Consider the following 14,065-nt stretch of genomic DNA (forward strand, 5'->3'; position numbering starts at 1 on the left):
TCGGGCTTTCAACTCCCGGTCGGATCGCCGGAGTTGTCGATCTTGGGACGGACCTGGTCAGCCGGCGAACTCGGGCCCCTTGAGCCGGGCGCGGGCTCTGCGGTACATCCGCCAGCCGACCGTGGGCAGCGAGTCCGGGTACGGCGCCGCCTTCGCGCCGCGCCCCTCCATCCACTGCTCGATGTCGGCGACGGTGTGGCTGCGGCGCAGGATGAGCCGGGCGATGCGGTAGATCTCGTCGGTCCCGGAGCTGAGCGCGTGCCGGACCGCGACGGCCGAGGTGTACCCGGCGGCCGCAGCGGCCCGCCGTACGGCCGGACTGTTGTAGCCGTGCGGATAGGCGAGATGCCGCACCTCACGCCCGAGCACGTCCTCCAACACCGCTTTGGACACGCGCAGTTCGCGCCGCAGTGCGCCCGGCGCGAGGGTGTCGAGCTGGGGGTGGGTGGCGGTGTGCGCGCCGACCTCCATGCCGTACTGCTCCAGGAGCGGCGCCTGGGCGAGGGTCATCATCGGCGCGGGCGGCAGCAGGCAGGGGCGGCCGCGGGTGATGGCCCCGGTGGTGAGGTACGCGGTGGACGGCAGGTCACGGGCGGCGAGCGCCTCTGCGGTCGGCCCGACCAGATCGGCGAAGCCGTCGTCGAAGGTGAGGACGACGGGGCGGGGCGGCAGCGGGGCGCCGGTGGCGAAGTGCGCGGCGAGGGTGCCGAGGGTGACGGCGGTACGGCCGCTGGCCACGATCGCGTCGAGCTGGGAGGCGAACTCCTTGGGGGAGACGGTGAATTCGGCGATCCAGTCCGGGGGGTCGTCCATCACGGCGTGGTAGAGGAGGACGGGTATGCGGGTGCGGAGCGGGGCGCTGTTCATCGGGCGTCCGCCTTCCTCAGCCGGGCCTTCGCGTAGCCGATCGGGCCGTAGAGCATGCCGCGGCGCTCCAGTCGGGAGAGGGAGGCGGGCCAGGGGTGGTGGTGGGTGCCGTGCTCGCCGGGGACTCCGCCGTCTCCCTCCCCGCGCTGGGCGGTCATGGTCCGGGCGTACGCGAGGCCGCGCGGCAGCCGGGCGAGGAGGGCGGGCAGCAGGCGGGGGCTGCGCACCAGGGTCGCGGTGAGGTACGCGGTGAGGCCGGCGCCGTAGCCGTACGCCTGGTTCCGCAGGTCCTGCCAGCTGTCGCGGTGGTGGTGCCAGACGAGGGCCTCGGCGGTGTAGCGGAGCCGGAAGCCGGCGGAGAGGACGGCCACGAAGGCGTACAGGTCGTCGCCGCCCCTGGCCGCGGTCCCGGTGCCGGTCGCCGGGTCGAAGCCGCCGGCCCGGCGGAGGGCGTCGGCACGGAAGGCCATGTTGGCGCCGGAGCCGAAGCTGCCGGCGGTGAACGGGAAGAGCGGTTCGTCGGCGGGCGGGTGCTCCGGGTCGTACAGCCGGGGCGCGAAGCCCTTGGCGAAGCCGCCGTGCGATTCGAGGAGGATCTGGGCGGGGGTGCCGAGGCGGGCGGGCAGGATGAGTCCGGTGACGCAGCCGAGCCGGGGGTCGGTGGCGAAGGGCGCGGTGAGGGCGCTCAGCCAGCGCGGGTCGGCGATCACGTCGTCGTCGGTGAAGGCGACGACGGAGCCGTCGGCGGCGGCGAGACCGGTGTTGTGGGCGGTGGCGAGACCGGGGGTGTCCTCGCGGACGTACCGGACGCGGTCGGCGTACCCGCGGGTGACCAGCTCGTGGGTGTCGGTGGTGCGGGGCGCGTTGTCGACGACGACGAGCTCGAAGTCCGGGTGGTCCTGGACGAGGAGCGAGTCGAGGGCGCGGGCGAGCTGCTCGGGCCTCTCGCGGGTGGCGACGACGACGGAGGCACGGGGCGGGGTGAGCGGGCCGGGAGCGTCCCCCCGGGCGGCGGCGAGGCGTTCGGCGTCGGTCCCGGGCTTCGCCGCATCGGTGAGCCGCGGCCGGGCGAGGGCGGCGAGCACCTCGGCGGGGTCCTCGCCGTCGGCGACGGTGCCGACGACGGTGGCGGCGGGCCGGCCCCGGAGCCGTACCAGCGCGTAGACGTCACCGGGCACGACGGCCGGACCGCCCGGCGCGGGCCGGAAACCGAGGACGGGCCCGTCGGGAGCGCCGAGATCGAGCTCGGCGACGGAGAGGGGCCGGGGGGCGGGGGGGCTGCTCATCGAGGGTCTCCCCAGAGACGTACGAGGGCGGGTACGGAGGGCAGGGGGCGACGGGGGCTAACGGTGGCCCCGCAGACGGGCGAGACCGTTGAGGGCGGCGCGACCGCGGGCCGCGAGGGCCGGGCGGGTCCGGACGAAGCGGTGCACGCGCAGCGGGGGCTCCCGTCGCAGCCAGTGCAGGGCGCCCAGCGCCCCCGGGCGGACGACGGCACCCTCGTACACCGTCACCTCCCCCGTCTTCAGGGCGTCCTTGTACTCGGCGTCGCCGCGCCCCAGGTCCAGCATCCCGATCCCGGCGGCGGCCGCCGCCTCGGCCATCCGCAGATGGAGGACGAGGCCCGGCGAGTACTTCGCGAACTCGGGGTCGTACGCCGGGAACCAGCAGGACAGCACGGTCGCCGAACGCAGCCCGAAGTGCGCGGCGATCGGACGCTCCCCCACGTACAGCACGGACAGCACGCCGGAGCAGCCGGGCGTGCGGAGTTCGTGGAGGCGGCGGACCAGGGTGTTGATCCACTCCTTGGCGAAGCGGTCCCCGCGGCCGGTCCTGCGGTACTGGGCGGACTTCCACTCCATGAGGGTGCGCAGGGCCGCGGGATCACGCTCGTCGAAGACGAAGCGCACCTCGCCGTCGACCTGGCGCCCGAGCTTGCGCTCCTTGGCGAGGGTGGTCCTGAGGAACTTGGGCGACTGGACGCGGAGCAGGGCCTCGTAGGCCGCGTACCCCTCGCCGACGTCGATCACGGGTGAGCCGAACGACTCGGTGGCGGCGCCCTCGAAGACCGGCTGCCCGGCCTCCAGGTTGTCGAACTCCCAGACGGCGAGACCGCAGGCACGCAGCAACGCCCGTGCCCCCGGGCGCAGTCCGGACCGCAGGACGGCACCCTGACTGTCGGAAACCCCGAAGCCGATGGCGCGGCCCCCGCCGAACATCCCCTTCTCGTGCGGGAAGAAGCCGACCGGCTCGTCACCCTCCCACCAGACGGCGACGCGCGACCGCGGGCGCACCTCGGCGACCGCGCGGGTGAACTCCGGTTCCATGAAGGGGTTCGCGGGCCCGCCCGCTTTGACGCGCAGCTCCCGCCACGCCTCGATCTCGCGCGCGCTCAGCTCCCCCGGCCTCACGACGCGCACACGGAAAGCGCCCACCTTGCCGACCCCCCGGTCATTCCCCTGAGTGCTGCCTGGGAGGACGGTACCGGTCCGCTGTCGTCGGTGGCAGGGATACTGGGGCTTTCCGTGACCAACCCGTGAAGGAGTGGACACGGCAGGGAACGACGATGATCAAGGGGCCGGTGGGGTGGACGAGTTGGAGATCGTCGGACGGGGCAGAACGGCGGACGTGTACGTGCTGCCCGGGGACGGGACGCGGGTCCTGCGGAGGTACCGGGACGGCAGCGACGCGACCCGGGAGGCGGACCTCATGGCGCGGCTCGCGCTCCAGGGATATCCCGTCCCGGCGGTGCTGCGCGCGGAAGGCCCGGACCTGGTGATGGAGCGCCTCTCGGGGCCGTCGCTCCTGGACGCCCTGCTCGACGGCACGTACGCACCGGAACCGGCGGGTGCGCTGATCGCGGAGCTGCTCGCCACCCTGCACGCGCTGCCGGGGACACCGCCGACACACCTGGACCTCCACCCGGGGAACGTGATCCTGACGACCGACCGCGGCCCCGTGGTCATCGACTGGCAGACGGCGGAGGAGGGCCGGCCACCGGGCCTGGACCACGCGATGTCAGCGCTGCTCCTGGCGGAGGTGGCGGTCTCCCCGGCCCCGTACGCCGAAGGCGCCCGAGCGGCCCTGACCGCACTCCTGTCGGCCACCACGATCCCGGTCCCACCCCACATCGAGCCGGCACGAGCCCGCCGGGCCCAGGACCCGAACCTGACGGAGGGCGAGGTCGCGGCACTGGGCAAGGCGGCGGGCCTGGTGGCGGAGCTGGCGGGGGAGCTGGCGGGGGCCCGGCGCTCCTGAGCGGCCTGGGACGACCCCGGGCCACCAGCCGATCTGAACGTCCCCGAGAACCTCGCCGCCGATCGATGTGGGCGGCGAGGTTGCGCGCGGGACAGGTCGCCGGGCTTGGCGACGTGAACGAAGACGGTGTGGTGCGGTGTCCACGTGCGGACGATCCTGGAGCCGTGGGTACCGGCGGAGGAACTGGACGAGTTCAACGCGCACATCGCGGGCGAGATCGAGGTGGTCCACGAGTTCCGGTGACCCGCCGACGTGGACGCCCGCGACCCGGACGGTCGCGTGATCAACGTCCTGAGCCATCGGTCCTAGCGCTCGAACCGGGGGTCCTTCAGGCGTGTCGCTTCACGTCCGTGCAGTACACCGCCGGATGGACGCCGTACGGGTCGAAGGTCGTGCGGGTTCCGTCGTAGGTGCCGTCGAGGCACAGCTCGCCGCCTCGGAGGTCGAGGGTGAACTCGATCTTTCCGTTGGACTCCGTGGGGCCGTGGAGGCGGTAGTCGAGGTTGTAGCCGATCTCGCCGAGGGCCTTCTCGACGTGGGTCGCGGTCGGGTCACCCGTCCCGTCCAGGGCCTTCGCGATACGGCGGCCGTGGCGAAGTGCCGCACACTTCTCGACGTCGCCCAACTCGACCTCCTGACGGACGCGTTCGAAGTTCCAGGAGGTATCGGCGGGCGGGGGCGCGTCCTCCAGGGGGACGGGCACTCCCGAGTCGGCGGGGCGGGGCGGCGGACCCTGGGTTTCGACCTGCCCCGGCCGCTCCGGTTCCGGGCTCGGGGGTGCGACGGGGAAGCCCTCGGAGCCCTCCTCGCACGGCGCGGCGACCTCGATCACGAGGCTCATGAACGCGACCGCGGCCTCCTGCTCCTCGGCGGTGAGGCCGGGGTCGTCCATGGGGTCGGGTCTCGCCTCCGTGGGCGTGGCGGTCGGCTTCGCGACCATGGCCGCTCCCGCCGTCGCCTCGCCCCCCGCCCTCTCCGTACCGCAGGCCGTGAGGGCCAGGGCGCACAGCGCCGCCGCGAGCGTGCCGCCGACTCGCTTGGTCTTCAGGGTGGTCGAGCGCTTTGAAGTCATGCCCGCAGTCTGTGCGCGGCGGGCCGGGCCGCGCCTGAGTACGGCTACTCAACCGCCGCGCCCGCCTGCTCAGACCACGCGTGCGCCCGCCCGCCAGACCTCCGTCACCAGCGGGACCCCCGGGCGGTACGCCAGGTGGACGTGGGACGGGGCGTCCAGGACCGTGAGGTCCGCGCGGGCGCCCACCGTCAGCCGGCCGATGTCCGTGCGGCGCAGGGCCGCCGCGCCGCCCGCCGTGGCCGACCAGACCGCCTCGTCGGGGGTCATGCCCATGTCCCGTACCGCGAGCGCGATGCAGAAGGGGACGGAGGAGGTGAAGGACGAGCCCGGGTTGCAGTCCGTGGACAGGGCCACCGTCACGCCCGCGTCCAGGAGTCGGCGGGCGTTCGGCCACTCCGCCCGGGTGGAGAACTCGGCGCCCGGAAGGAGGGTCGCGACCGTCGAGCCGTTCGCGAGCGCGTCCACGTCGGCGTCCGTCAGGTGGGTGCAGTGGTCGGCGCTCGCCGCGTCCAGTTCCACCGCCAGCTGGACGCCGGGGCCGTACGTGAGCTGGTTGGCGTGCACCCGGGGGTGGAGGCCCTTCGCCTTGCCGGCGGTGAGGATCGCGCGGGCCTGGTCGCCGTCGAAGGCGCCCTTCTCGCAGAAGACGTCGACCCAACGGGCGTACGGGGCGCAGGCGTCGAGCATCTCGCCCGTCACCAGGTCCACGTACGCGGCCGGGTCGTCGGCGTAGTCCGGGGACACGATGTGCGCGCCGAGGTACGTGACCTCGTCGGTGTGCTCGGCCGCGATGCGGAGGGCGCGGGCCTCGTCCTCGACCGTGAGGCCGTAGCCGGACTTGGTCTCGAAGGTCGTCGTGCCCTGGCGGAGGGCTTCGCCGAGGTAGCGGGCGACGTTCGCCGAGAGTTCCGCGTCGCTCGCCGCTCGCGTCGCCGCGACCGTCGTGCGGATGCCGCCCGCCTTGTACGGCTGGCCGGACATGCGGGCGTTGAACTCGGCGGTGCGGTCGCCGGCGAAGACGAGGTGGGAGTGGGAGTCGACGAAGCCGGGGACGACGGTGCGGCCTTCGGCGTCGAACGAGCGGTCCGCGGCCGGTGCGCCGGCCGCCGGGCCCACCCATGCGACCTGGTCGCCGTCCAGGATCAGTGCCGCGTCCTTGATCAGGCCCAGGGGGGAGCCGTCCCCGAGGGTCGGGTCGTTCGTCACGAGGGTGGAGATGTTCGTGATGAGCGTCGTGGTCATGGGTGCTCTCCGGTGGGGCGAGGTTCGGGTGCGGGCCGGTGGGCCGGTTGTGCCCACGCGTTCCGCCCCGGCGGAACGCATGCCCACAACCGGCCGGCGTTCAGCTTCTGAGCGCGGCGATCGAGTCCGCGAGGGCCTGGGTGACGTCCGGCACGGAGCCGTGGACCCCGTCCCGCACGACGTGACGTCCGCCCACGACCGTGTGCCGGACGTCCGCCGCCGACGCGGCGAAGACCGCCGTCTCGGCTGCCAGACGCGGTACCGGTCCCGCTGTCCTGACCGAGTCCAGCGCGATCGTCGTGAAGTCGGCCAGGGCGCCCGGCTCCAGGTTGCCCGCGTCCGTCCAGCCGAGGGCCGCGTGGCCGTCGGCGGTGGCCGCGCGGAGCAGGGCCGCCGCCGTCCAGTGGCCTCGGGTGCGGGTGCGCAGGCGCTCGTTCAGCTCCATGGCCCGCGCCTCCTCCAGGAGGTCGATCACCGCGTGGCTGTCGCTGCCCAGGGACAGCGGGGAGCCGGCGCGCTGGAGGGCGACGGCCGGGCCGATGCCGTCGGCCAGGTCCCGTTCCGTGGTGGGGCACATGCAGGTGCCGGTGGACGTCGAGCCGATCAGGGCGATGTCGGCGTCCGTCATGTGGGTGTTGTGGACGCCCGTCGTCCGTGCGCCGAGCACCCCGTGGTCGGCGAGGAGCTGCGTGGGGGTGCGGCCGTGGGCGGCGAGGCAGGCGTCGTTCTCGGCGGTCTGCTCGGAGAGGTGGACGTGGAGGGGGGCCTGTCGGTCCTGGGCCCAGCGGGCCACCGTCGACAGCTGGTCGGCCGGGACCGCGCGGACGGAGTGGATCGCCGCCCCGATCCGGACGCCCTCCCTCTCCTTGAGCCCGCTCACCCGCTCGGCCCAGGCTTCCGCCGTGCCGTCGGAGAAGCGGAGCTGGTGCTGGTCGGGGGCGGCGCCGAAGCCCGCGGAGAGGTACGCCGTGTCAAGGAGGGTGATGCGGATGCCCGCCTCCCCCGCCGCGGCGATCAGGGCCTCGCCCATGGCGTTGGGGTCGGCGTACGGGGTGCCGCCGGGCGCGTGGTGGAGGTAGTGGAACTCGCCGACGGCCGTGATACCCGCGAGCGCCATCTCCGCATACACGGCGCGCGCGAGGGCGAAGTAGCTGTCGGGGGTGAGGCGTTGGGCGACGTTGTACATGACCTCGCGCCAGGTCCAGAACGTGCCGGAGCCGACCTGGACGGTGCCGCGCAGGGCGCGGTGGAAGGCGTGCGAGTGGGCGTTGGCGAGACCCGGGATCGTCAGGCCCCGCAGCGCCACCGCGCCGGGGGGCGGGGCGTCGATCCCCGTCCGTACGGCCGCGATCCGGCCCGCGGAGTCCACGTCCAGGGCCACGCCCGGCTCGACGTTGGTGTCGAGCCAGGCGTGTTCCAGCCAGTACGTCGTCAGCGGCACGCCAGCTCCTCCAGTACGTCGGCGAGTGCGAGGACCCCGGCCACGCAGTCGTCCTCGGCCGCGAACTCGGCCGGGGAGTGCGAGACCCCGGTGGGGTTCCGTACGAACAGCATGGCGGTCGGGATCGATTCGGACAAAATACCCGCGTCGTGGCCCGCGCCCGTGCCGAGGACCGGCACCTTCCCCGCGGCGCCGTCACCGAGGATCCGGGACAGCTCGTCGCGCAGCGCGTGCGAGAAGTCCACGATCGGGGTGAAGGACTCCCGGACGACCGTGAGGTCGATGCCGTGCCGCCGGGCGTAGTCGCGGGCCGCCGTCTCGACGCCCGCGACGACCGTGTCGAGCGAGTCCTGGTCGGCGGCGCGCGCGTCGAGCCAGCCGCGGACCATGGACGGGATGGCGTTGACGCCGTTCGGCTCGACCGCGATCTTGCCGAAGGTGGCGACGGCGCCGGCCAGCTCGGCCTCGCGGCGGGCGGCGAGGACCGTCTCCGCGTACGTCAGCATCGGGTCGCGGCGGTCGACCAGGCGGGTGGTGCCCGCGTGGTTGGCCTCGCCGGCGAAGTCGTACCGCCAGCGGCCGTGCGGCCAGATGGAGGAGGCGATGCCGACGGAGTCGCCGGACAGGTCCAGGGCGCGGCCCTGCTCGACGTGGAGCTCGACGAACGCGCCGACGCGGGCGAGCCGCTCGGGGTCCGAGCCGATGGTCGAGGGGTCGTACCCGGCCGCCTCCATGGCCTGCGGGAGGCTGGTCCCGGAGGCGTCGCGGAGCTCGTACGCCTGCTCCTTCGTCAGCCGGCCCGCGGTGAGGCGGGAGCCGACGCAGGCGAGGCCGAAGCGGGCGCCTTCCTCGTCACCGAAGTTGGTGATGGCGAGGGGGCGCTTGAACACGACCCCGCGGGAGCGCAGTTCGTCGAGGGCGGCGAAGGCGGAGACGACGCCGAGGGGGCCGTCGAAGGCGCCGCCGTCCGGGACGGAGTCCAGGTGGGAGCCGGTGACGACCGCGTCGCCGGCGGTCGGGTCGCCGAGCCAGGCCCACTGGTTGCCGTTGCGGTCGGTCTCGACGTCCATGCGGCGGGCCTCGGCCTGCATCCGGAACCAGAGCCGGCAGTCGGCGTCGGCCTCGGTCCAGGCGTAGCGGCGGTAGCCACCGGAGGCGGCGCTGCGGCCGATGGGCCGCAGCGACCGCCACATGGCGTGGAACGTGTCGCTCACGCGTCGTCGCCCTCGCGCATCGGGATCCGTACGCCCTTCTCGTCCGCGACCCGCTCCGCGATGTCGTAGCCCGCGTCGACGTGGCGGATGACGCCCATGCCGGGGTCGTTCGTCAGGACGCGGCGGATCTTCTCGCCCGCGAGGGCCGTGCCGTCCGCGACCGAGACCTGGCCCGCGTGGATGGAGCGGCCCATGCCGACGCCGCCGCCGTGGTGGATGGAGACCCAGGACGCGCCGGAGGCGACGTTCACCATGGCGTTGAGGAGCGGCCAGTCGGCGATGGCGTCGGAGCCGTCGAGCATGGCCTCGGTCTCGCGGTACGGGGAGGCCACCGAGCCGCAGTCGAGGTGGTCGCGGCCGATCGCGAGGGGCGCGGCGAGGGTGCCGTTGCCGACCATGTCGTTGAACATGTCGCCGGCCTTGTCGCGCTCGCCCTGGCCGAGCCAGCAGATGCGGGCGGGCAGGCCCTGGAAGTGGACGCGCTCGCCGGCCATCTTGATCCAGCGGTGGAGCGACTCGTTCTCCGGGAAGAGGTCGAGGAGCGCCTTGTCGGTCTTGTGGATGTCGCTCGCCTCGCCCGAGAGCGCGGCCCAGCGGAACGGGCCCTTGCCCTCGCAGAACAGCGGGCGGATGTACGCCGGGACGAAGCCGGGGAAGGCGAACGCCCGGTCGTAGCCGGCCAGCTGGGCCTCGCCGCGGATCGAGTTGCCGTAGTCGAAGACCTCGGCGCCCGCGTCCATGAAGCCGACCATGGCCTCGACGTGCTTGGCCATCGACTCGCGCGACCGCTGGGTGAACCCGGCCGGGTCCTTCGCCGCCGCGTCGGCCATGTCGTCGAAGGCGACGCCGATCGGGAGGTAGGCCAGCGGGTCGTGGGCGGAGGTCTGGTCCGTCACGATGTCGATCGGGGCGCCCTCGGCGAGCATCTGCGGGAGCAGCTCGGCGGCGTTGCCGAGGAGGCCGATGGAGAGCGGGCGGCGGGCGTCGCGGGCCTCGGTGGCCAGCTGGAGGGCGTGGGCGAGGTTGTCGGCCTTCACGTCCAGGTAGCGGTGCTCGATGCGGCGCTCGATGGCACGCGGGTCGACGTCGATGCAGAGGGCGACGCCGTCGTTCATCGTCACGGCGAGGGGCTGGGCGCCACCCATGCCGCCGAGGCCGGCGGTGAGGGTGATGGTGCCGGCGAGGGTGCCGTTGAACTTCTTGGCGGCGACGGCGGCGAAGGTCTCGTACGTGCCCTGGAGGATGCCCTGGGTACCGATGTAGATCCAGGACCCGGCGGTCATCTGGCCGTACATGGTGAGGCCGAGGTGCTCCAGGCGGCGGAACTCCTCCCAGTTGGCCCAGTCGCCGACCAGGTTGGAGTTGGCGAGGAGGACGCGCGGGGCCCACTCGTGGGTCTGCATGACGCCGACGGGGCGGCCGGACTGGACGAGCATCGTCTCGTCCTGCTTCAGCGTCCGGAGCGTGCGGACCATGGCGTCGAAGGAGCGCCAGTCGCGGGCGGCCTTGCCGGTGCCGCCGTAGACGACGAGCTTGTCGGGGTGCTCGGCGACCTCGGGGTCGAGGTTGTTCTGGAGCATCCGGAGGGCGGCTTCCTGCTGCCATCCCAGGGCGCTCAGTTCCGTACCGCGAGCCGCTCGTACGGGGCGGGGTCCTGACATGGGGGTGCCTCCTCGAATGTCGTTCAGATATTCACATCCTGGCGCCATGAATAGTTGTAGTCAACAGCTGCGGGGTCGACCATCCCGGTGATGGGATGGATCCATGGCCTCCTCCCGCCGCGATCTCGCCGTCCGAGCCTCCGTCGACCAAGGACTTCTCTCCCCCGCCGAACCGGTCGTCGCCCTCCTCGACACCGCCGGCATCCGCGCCTCCGCCACCGCTCTGACCAGCGCTTTCGCCGCCGTCACCGACGCGCCTGTACTGCACGCCTTCGCCGTCAAGGCCGCCCCCCTCGTCCCCGTGCTCCGCCTCCTGTACGAGTCCGGGCTCGGCGTCGAGGTCGCGAGCCCCGGCGAGCTGGCCCTCGCGCGCGCCGCCGGGATCCCGCCCACCCACACCGTGCTCGACTCCCCCGCCAAGACCCCGGCCGAGCTCCGCCAGGCCCTCGCGCTCGGCATCGCCGTCAACGCCGACAACCTCCAGGAGCTGGCCCGCCTCGACGCGCTCGTCGCCTCCGCGCCGACCTCCTCACCCCTCGGAATCAGGGTGAACCCGCAGGTCGGGGCCGGTTCCATCGGCGCGCTCTCGACCGCGACGGCCACCTCGAAGTTCGGCGTGGCGCTCCGCGACGAGGGCGCCCGCAAGACCGTCGTCCAGGCCTACCTGGAGCGACCCTGGCTGACCCGTCTGCACACCCACACCGGCTCCCAGGGCGTCCCGCTCGCACTGATGGCCGAGGGCGTCGGGGAGGCGTACGCGCTCGCCGAGGAGATCAACCACGCGGCCGGCCGGCAGCAGATCGACACCCTCGACATCGGCGGCGGCCTGCCGGTGAACTTCACCTCCGACGAGGAGACGCCGACGTACGCGGAGTACGCCCGGCTGCTCGCCGACACCGTCCCCGGGCTCTTCGACGGCCGCTACGGCCTGGTGACCGAGTTCGGCCGCTCGCTGCTCGCCAAGCACGGCACGGTCCTCGCCCGGGTGGAGTACACCAAGACCTCCGGCGGACGCCCCATCGCCGTCACCCACGCGGGCGTACAGCTGGCCACCCGGACGGTCTACGCCCCCGACGCCTGGCCGCTGCGCGTCCTCGCGTACGACCCCGAGGGCCGCCCCCGCACGGGCGAGGTCACCGTCCAGGACGTGGCGGGCCCCGCCTGCTTCGCCGGGGACCTGCTCGCCACCGGCCGCGAGCTGCCGCTGCTGCACCCGGGCGACGTGGTGGCCGTCCCGGACACCGGCGCGTACTACTTCGCCCACCACTACGCGTACAACAGCCTGCCCCGGCCGGGCATCCACGGCTTCACGGTGACGGAGAACGGGGACGGAGACGGCGGCGGGGGCGGGGGCGGGGCCGGGGGCGCCACGGTCACGTTCACGACCGTACGGAAGCCCCAGACGCTCGATTCGATCGTCGCCGAGTCGGGCGGCGACCGCGCGGACGCGCTCGTCCGGTAGCGCGGGCCCGGCGTCCCGGCTTCGATGAAGTCATGACTGGAACGGGAACCGGTAGGAACACCACGACCGTCGCCGTCGAGCGCCGGGTCGACGCCTCCCCCGGGCGGGTCTGGGAGTCGATCACCGACCTGCGGGACATGCCCCGCGTCCTCTCCGGCGTCGAGCGGGTCGAGGTGCTCACCGAGGGCGGCTTCGCCGTCGGCACGCGCTGGCGCGAGACCCGGCGGATGCTCGGCAAGGAGGCCACCGAGGAGATGCTGGTGACGGAGTGCGAGCCGCCGGACCGGTACGTCACGGTCGCCGAGTCGCACGGCATGCACTACGTCTCCGAGATCAGCCTCACGCCCGACGGAGCGGGAGCGACCGTCCTGCGGATGACGTTCTCCGCCCGGCCTGCGCGCGGCCGCAGACCCGGGTTCCTCGGCCGGCTGATGGCCCGCTTCGGCGCGAAGGCGGTCGCCAAGGCGCTGACGAAGGACCTGTCCGAGATCGCGCGGGCGGTGGAGTCCGCGACCTGACACACATCCGGGACGAACTCTCCCCCAGTACTGGCATGTTCCGATGGAAAATGCCAGAACACCCCTCCGGAAGCCGCTGCGTTGAGTAACGTCACCGTCACTGCCGCACGTTCGCACGCCGCATCGGGAGAGGAATCCGCGTGCCCGGAATCGACGAGTGCCTTCTGGAGGCCATGGCCCTGCCGGGCGCTCGCGGAGCCTCCCTGGTCGACTGGACCAGCGGGCTCGCCCTCGGGACGGCGGGTGACTCACCGGTCGGCGACCACGAGACGACCGCCGCCGAGACCGCCGAACTCGCACGCGCCGCCGCCGAGTTCGACTCGTTCGCGGCCCCGGGGGAAACCCCCACCGGCGAACCCCCCGTCGAGGACCTGATCGTCACCACCCGCGCCGGCTACCACGTCCTGCGCTTCGTCGAGACCTCCTTCGACAGCAGCGTCTTCCTCCACCTCTGGCTCGACCGCGCCACCGGCAACCTCGCCCTCGCCCGGATCAGACTCCGCGACCTCGCCGAGAGGCTGGTCCTGGGATGAGCGGCGCCGGGACGAGCACGGTCGCCACCCCCGTCTCCCCGATGCTGGTCCGGCTGGCCGCCGAGAAGGCCACCGGCGCCCTGCTCCGCGACCACGGCACGCTCTACCTGGTCGACGGCCGGGTCGTGCACGCCGAGAGCCCCGCCGCCCCCGGCGTCGACGTCCTCCTCACCACCGGCGGGCGCCTGCCCCGCGAGGGCTGGGACGAGGCCGTCGACCGGGCCGGAGCCCACCGCGCCGTCGGCCGCTTCCTCGTCGACAGCGGCCGGCTCCACGACGGCGAGCTGGAGATCTGCCACCTCGGCGCCGTCTTCGACGCGGCCTTCTTCGCCCTCTCCCCCACCAGCGGGCCGACCCGCTTCCGGTACGGGGTGGGGCACTGGTTCGGCACCGTGCGGCCGGTGTCGGCCCAGGCGGTCGAGCGCGAGACGGTGCGCCGCCGCGAACTCCTCGACGCCGTCTGGCCGTACGCCTCCGTGGACACCGCCCCGGTCGTGCCGCGCCCCGCCGCGCCCGGCCAGACCGTGGGGGCGCGCCAGCGGGCCCTGCTCGCCGTCGCGGACGGGGAGCGGACCCCGGCGGAGCTGGCCAGGATGCTCGGCCGCCCCGCCTTCCACACCCTCCTCGACGTGCGGCGGCTGGCGGCCGCCGGGCTCGTCGAGACGCCGCTCGACCCCTCCCCCGCACCGCTGCCACCCCTCCTCCCCGCCCTGTTACCGGCCCTGCCGGTGGCCGATCCCGACATCGCCCTGCTGCGCCGGCTCCGTGACGCCCTGGAGGCACACCTGTGATGAGGC

Annotated in this window: 13 protein-coding genes; 5 read left to right on the top strand and 8 right to left on the bottom strand. The window is 73.7% G+C overall.

Annotation, left to right across the window (positions count from 1 at the left end; all coding sequences use genetic code 11):
• Window positions 1-57: 57 nt before the first annotated feature.
• Genes OG514_RS08790 through OG514_RS08800 form a run of 3 tightly spaced genes read right to left on the bottom strand, consistent with a single transcriptional unit; the run spans window position 58 to window position 3,287 of the window.
• Entirely contained in the window at window positions 58-867 is an 810-nt protein-coding gene (locus tag OG514_RS08790; protein ID WP_266892596.1) for a polysaccharide deacetylase family protein, read from the bottom strand.
• A complete protein-coding gene (locus OG514_RS08795) occupies window positions 864-2,153 on the bottom strand; it encodes a glycosyltransferase family 2 protein (protein ID WP_266892598.1) in 1,290 nt (429 codons plus the stop codon). The genes OG514_RS08790 and OG514_RS08795 overlap by 4 nt, the downstream gene beginning before the upstream one ends.
• A 57-nt stretch (window positions 2,154-2,210) precedes the next feature.
• A complete protein-coding gene (locus tag OG514_RS08800; protein ID WP_266892600.1) occupies window positions 2,211-3,287 on the bottom strand; it encodes a GNAT family N-acetyltransferase in 1,077 nt (358 codons plus the stop codon).
• A gap of 166 nt (window positions 3,288-3,453) precedes the next feature.
• Between OG514_RS08800 and OG514_RS08805 the strand changes: the two genes are divergently transcribed.
• Window positions 3,454-4,125 carry a phosphotransferase gene (locus OG514_RS08805; protein WP_266892602.1) on the top strand — a complete coding sequence of 224 codons (672 nt, stop codon included), beginning with the start codon at window positions 3,454-3,456 and terminating at the stop codon, window positions 4,123-4,125.
• A gap of 328 nt (window positions 4,126-4,453) precedes the next feature.
• On the opposite strand, the gene OG514_RS08810 is transcribed toward OG514_RS08805, so the two are convergent.
• The 5 genes from OG514_RS08810 to hutU form a co-directional block, all read right to left on the bottom strand.
• Window positions 4,454-5,197, bottom strand: coding sequence for a hypothetical protein (locus OG514_RS08810; protein ID WP_266892604.1), 744 nt, complete (start codon window positions 5,195-5,197; stop codon window positions 4,454-4,456).
• 69 nt (window positions 5,198-5,266) lie between these two features.
• A complete protein-coding gene (gene hutI / locus OG514_RS08815; RefSeq protein ID WP_266892606.1) occupies window positions 5,267-6,439 on the bottom strand; it encodes an imidazolonepropionase in 1,173 nt (390 codons plus the stop codon).
• 100 nt (window positions 6,440-6,539) lie between these two features.
• Window positions 6,540-7,880 (bottom strand): formimidoylglutamate deiminase, encoded by a 1,341-nt coding sequence (locus OG514_RS08820; protein WP_266892608.1) that lies wholly within the window; start codon window positions 7,878-7,880, stop codon window positions 6,540-6,542.
• Complete coding sequence (locus OG514_RS08825) at window positions 7,871-9,073, bottom strand: allantoate amidohydrolase (protein WP_266900794.1); 1,203 nt, start codon at window positions 9,071-9,073, stop codon at window positions 7,871-7,873. Before OG514_RS08825 ends, OG514_RS08820 begins: the two co-directional genes overlap by 10 nt.
• Window positions 9,074-9,090: 17 nt before the next feature.
• Window positions 9,091-10,755: a urocanate hydratase gene (gene hutU, locus OG514_RS08830; protein WP_266892610.1), complete on the bottom strand. Its 1,665-nt coding sequence runs from the start codon at window positions 10,753-10,755 to the stop codon at window positions 9,091-9,093.
• A gap of 103 nt (window positions 10,756-10,858) precedes the next feature.
• Between hutU and OG514_RS08835 the strand changes: the two genes are divergently transcribed.
• The 4 genes from OG514_RS08835 (at window position 10,859) to OG514_RS08850 (ending at window position 14,059) form a co-directional block, all read left to right on the top strand.
• Complete coding sequence (locus tag OG514_RS08835) at window positions 10,859-12,217, top strand: diaminopimelate decarboxylase (RefSeq protein ID WP_266892612.1); 1,359 nt, start codon at window positions 10,859-10,861, stop codon at window positions 12,215-12,217.
• Window positions 12,218-12,249: 32 nt separating this feature from the next.
• A complete protein-coding gene (locus tag OG514_RS08840; protein ID WP_266892614.1) occupies window positions 12,250-12,735 on the top strand; it encodes an SRPBCC family protein in 486 nt (161 codons plus the stop codon).
• 140 nt (window positions 12,736-12,875) lie between these two features.
• The gene (locus OG514_RS08845) at window positions 12,876-13,268 is read left to right on the top strand and encodes a hypothetical protein (RefSeq protein WP_266892616.1); all 393 of its coding nucleotides are present in this window, start codon (window positions 12,876-12,878) and stop codon (window positions 13,266-13,268) included.
• On the top strand, window positions 13,265-14,059 hold the full coding sequence (locus OG514_RS08850) for a transcriptional regulator (RefSeq protein WP_266892618.1): 795 nt from the start codon (window positions 13,265-13,267) through the stop codon (window positions 14,057-14,059). Before OG514_RS08845 ends, OG514_RS08850 begins: the two co-directional genes overlap by 4 nt.
• The last annotated feature ends 6 nt before the right edge of the window (window positions 14,060-14,065 follow it).

Origin of the sequence: Streptomyces sp. NBC_00572, assembly GCF_026341815.1 — a bacterium.
Lineage (GTDB): Bacteria > Actinomycetota > Actinomycetes > Streptomycetales > Streptomycetaceae > Streptomyces.

Bases quoted from the DNA above. Each gene is read 5' to 3' on its own strand.
- OG514_RS08790 (WP_266892596.1), bottom strand. From the start codon at position 867: ATGAACAGCGCCCCGCTCCGCACCCGCATACCCGTCCTCCTCTACCAC.
- OG514_RS08795 (WP_266892598.1), bottom strand. From the start codon at position 2,153: ATGAGCAGCCCCCCCGCCCCCCGGCCCCTCTCCGTCGCCGAGCTCGAT.
- OG514_RS08810 (WP_266892604.1), bottom strand. From the start codon at position 5,197: ATGACTTCAAAGCGCTCGACCACCCTGAAGACCAAGCGAGTCGGCGGC.
- hutI (WP_266892606.1), bottom strand. From the start codon at position 6,439: ATGACCACGACGCTCATCACGAACATCTCCACCCTCGTGACGAACGAC.
- OG514_RS08825 (WP_266900794.1), bottom strand. From the start codon at position 9,073: ATGTGGCGGTCGCTGCGGCCCATCGGCCGCAGCGCCGCCTCCGGTGGC.
- hutU (WP_266892610.1), bottom strand. From the start codon at position 10,755: ATGTCAGGACCCCGCCCCGTACGAGCGGCTCGCGGTACGGAACTGAGC.
- OG514_RS08835 (WP_266892612.1), top strand. From the start codon at position 10,859: ATGGCCTCCTCCCGCCGCGATCTCGCCGTCCGAGCCTCCGTCGACCAA.
- OG514_RS08840 (WP_266892614.1), top strand. From the start codon at position 12,250: ATGACTGGAACGGGAACCGGTAGGAACACCACGACCGTCGCCGTCGAG.
- OG514_RS08850 (WP_266892618.1), top strand. From the start codon at position 13,265: ATGAGCGGCGCCGGGACGAGCACGGTCGCCACCCCCGTCTCCCCGATG.